The sequence below is a fragment of the Streptomyces sp. PU-14G genome (assembly GCF_041028275.1).
In the GTDB taxonomy this organism is placed as follows: domain Bacteria; phylum Actinomycetota; class Actinomycetes; order Streptomycetales; family Streptomycetaceae; genus Streptomyces.
Genome location: NZ_JASKYT010000597.1, coordinates 1 through 2569 on the forward strand (window position 1 = coordinate 1; position 2569 = coordinate 2569).

Genomic DNA, 2569 nt, shown 5'->3' on the forward strand with positions numbered 1-2569 from the left:
GGCGTGGGCGGTGCGGTCCGCGCTCGGGGCAGCGCATGGGGGCATCTGTGGGGGCGCGTGCACGAAAGAGCGGTCTTGGCTGGGTAGACCCTCTGTGGTGCGTTGTGGAAAAAGAGTGCCGGTTGGAAGCGTTTCGCCGGTTTGTCATGGGCTCATGGCATATGCGTCACCAGCTGGGGAGACGGCTGAGCGGGGCCGACGGCTGAGCAGGGCCCGAAAGCTGGGGAGGGCCGAAGGCTGAGCCGGGCCGACGCTGAGCCGGGCCGACGCTGAGCCGGGCCGACGCTGAGCTGGGCCCACGGCTGAGCTGGGCCCGACGGCTGAGCTGAGCAGGTACGGGAGCAGGCAGGCCTGCACGATGGAGGGGGACCGTATGGCCGCCAGGCCGCTCGTCGCGAGGCAGCCCAACGAACGGCTGCAGGCGCTCATCCAGGAGGCCGCGTGCTCGAACGCGGGGCTCGCCCGCCGGGTCAACATGTGCGGCGCGGAGCACGGTCTGGATCTGCGCTATGACAAGACGTCCGTGGCGCGCTGGCTGCGCGGTCAGCAACCGCGCGGGCGCGCCCCTGGCATCATCGCCGAGGCGCTCGGCCGCAAGCTCGGCCGTACGGTGACGATCGACGAGATCGGGATGGCCAACGGCAAGAACCTGGCCTCCGGTGTGGGCCTCCAGTTCGCGCCGACGGTGCTCGGCGCGGTCGAGCAGGCGTGTGAGCTGTGGCGCAGCGACGTGGGGCGCCGGGATTTCCTGAGCGGTTCGACGGTGGCCGCCTCGGCGCTGGTCGAGCCCAGCAGGGACTGGCTGATCACCCAGCCCGACCACCAGGTCGCCCGCGCTTCCGGGGCGCGGGTGGGCGCGGTGGACGTGGCGGCCGTGACGTCCATGACCGAGGCGCTCTCACAGCTCGACCACCGGTACGGCAGCGGCCACATCCGGCCCGTGGTGGTGCACTACCTCAACAGCGTGGTGTCGGGCCTGTTGGCCGGTTCGTACCGGGAGTCTGTCGGCAGGGCGCTGTTCGCCGCCGTCGCGCGGCTGACCGAGCTGGCGGGCTACATGGCCGTGGACACCGGGCAGCACGGACTGGCGCAGCGTTACTACATCCAGTCGCTCCGGCTCGCGCAGGCGGCGGGGGACCGGGCGTACGGCGGCTATGTGCTCGCCGCGAGCATGAGTCACCTGGCCGCCTCCCTGGGCAATCCGCGGGAGATCGCGCAGCTGGCGCGCGCCGCGCAGGAGGGGGCGCGGGGGCGCGTCACCCCGCGCGTGGAGGCCATGTTCCAGGCGGCGGAGGCCCGGGGGCACGCGCTGATGGGCGACGAGCGCGCCTGCCAGAGTGCGGTGAATCTCGCACTGAGGGCCATGGACGCGGCGGACGAGGCGGCGGGCTCGGGCGACGATCCGCCCTGGATCGGCCACTTCGACCGCGCCTATCTCGCGGACGAACTCGCCCACTGCCACCGCGATCTCGGCCAGGCGCGGAGCGCGGCGGCGCGCGCCGAGGAAGCCGTCGCGGGGCACCCGGAGGGCCGGGCGAGGCGGCGTGCGATCGGCCTGTTCCTGCTGGCGGACGCGCAACTCCAGCAGCGTGAGGTCGAGCGCGCCTGCGACACCGGCACGCAGGCGGCACGGTTGCTCGCAGGCCTGCGCTCGGACCGGGGCACGGAGTATCTGGACGAGTTCCGGCAGCGGCTGGAGCCGTACGCCAGGGAAGCCGTCGTGCGCGAGTTCGCCGACAGGCTGGAGAGCGCGCGGGCCGCCGTCTGAACCGCGGGCGGCCGTGGCGTTACGCGTCTTATGGCGGTCTTTTGGGGGATTCGCCCCGCCATGAGGGGAAGGAAGGGTCTCCGCACATCTGGGTGCGTGGTCCCCCGTTCGGGGTAACCGGTAGCGTGAGCCGACGATTCCGTCGGCATGCGAGCGAGGAGCCTCGGTGACAACGCACAACGGACGCGGACAGGACGGGACTTCCGGCTCTGCCGGTGACCCACTGCCCGCTTCCACGACCCCGTACGAGGGTGTCGTGCTGCCCGCCAACGGTGAACCGTGGACTCCTCAGCAGCAGCGCGAGGCACAGGCCGAGCGGGACCGGGTGAGCCCCCCGGCCGGCCAGCCGTGGGGCCAGCCCTGGGGGCCGGATTCCGCCCCCGCCTCCCAGCACAGCCCCGGCTACTGGGGCCCGTCCGGCGGGGACGGCGACCCCGGCGCGGGACAGCTGGGCACCGGCGCCCATGCCGCGGGCCCGGGCGCCCACGCCGTGGGCCCGGGCGCCCACGCCGTGGGCCCGGGCGCCCACGCCGTGGGCCCGGGGGCCCTCCCGGGGGGTGCCCCGACGGGTGAGGGCACGTACGGCGGCGACCCCGGCGCGGGCGCCTACGGCGGCGGCCCGGGCGCGAGCTTCTACGGCGGCCCGGCCGACGCGGCCCACGGCGGCGGTCTTGGTGGCGCCGCCCACGGTGGCGGTCCCAGCGACGCGGCCTACGGTGGCGGCCACGCGGACGCGGGCTCCTACGGCGGCGTGGCGCCGTCGGCCGGCGGCACCTACGGCGGCCCAGGGCTGGCGCAGCC

Annotated in this window: 1 protein-coding gene and 1 pseudogene; both read left to right on the top strand. The window is 74.5% G+C overall.

Annotated features, from left to right (window positions below):
* Positions 1-373: 373 nt before the first annotated feature.
* Positions 374-1768: a transcriptional regulator gene (locus tag AB8Z75_RS33785; RefSeq protein ID WP_369208788.1), complete on the top strand. Its 1395-nt coding sequence runs from the start codon at positions 374-376 to the stop codon at positions 1766-1768.
* A gap of 166 nt (positions 1769-1934) precedes the next feature.
* Positions 1935-2569: pseudogene (locus AB8Z75_RS33790) on the top strand (hypothetical protein); the annotation flags it as partial.

Bases quoted from the DNA above. Each gene is read 5' to 3' on its own strand.
- AB8Z75_RS33785 (WP_369208788.1), top strand. From the start codon at position 374: ATGGCCGCCAGGCCGCTCGTCGCGAGGCAGCCCAACGAACGGCTGCAG.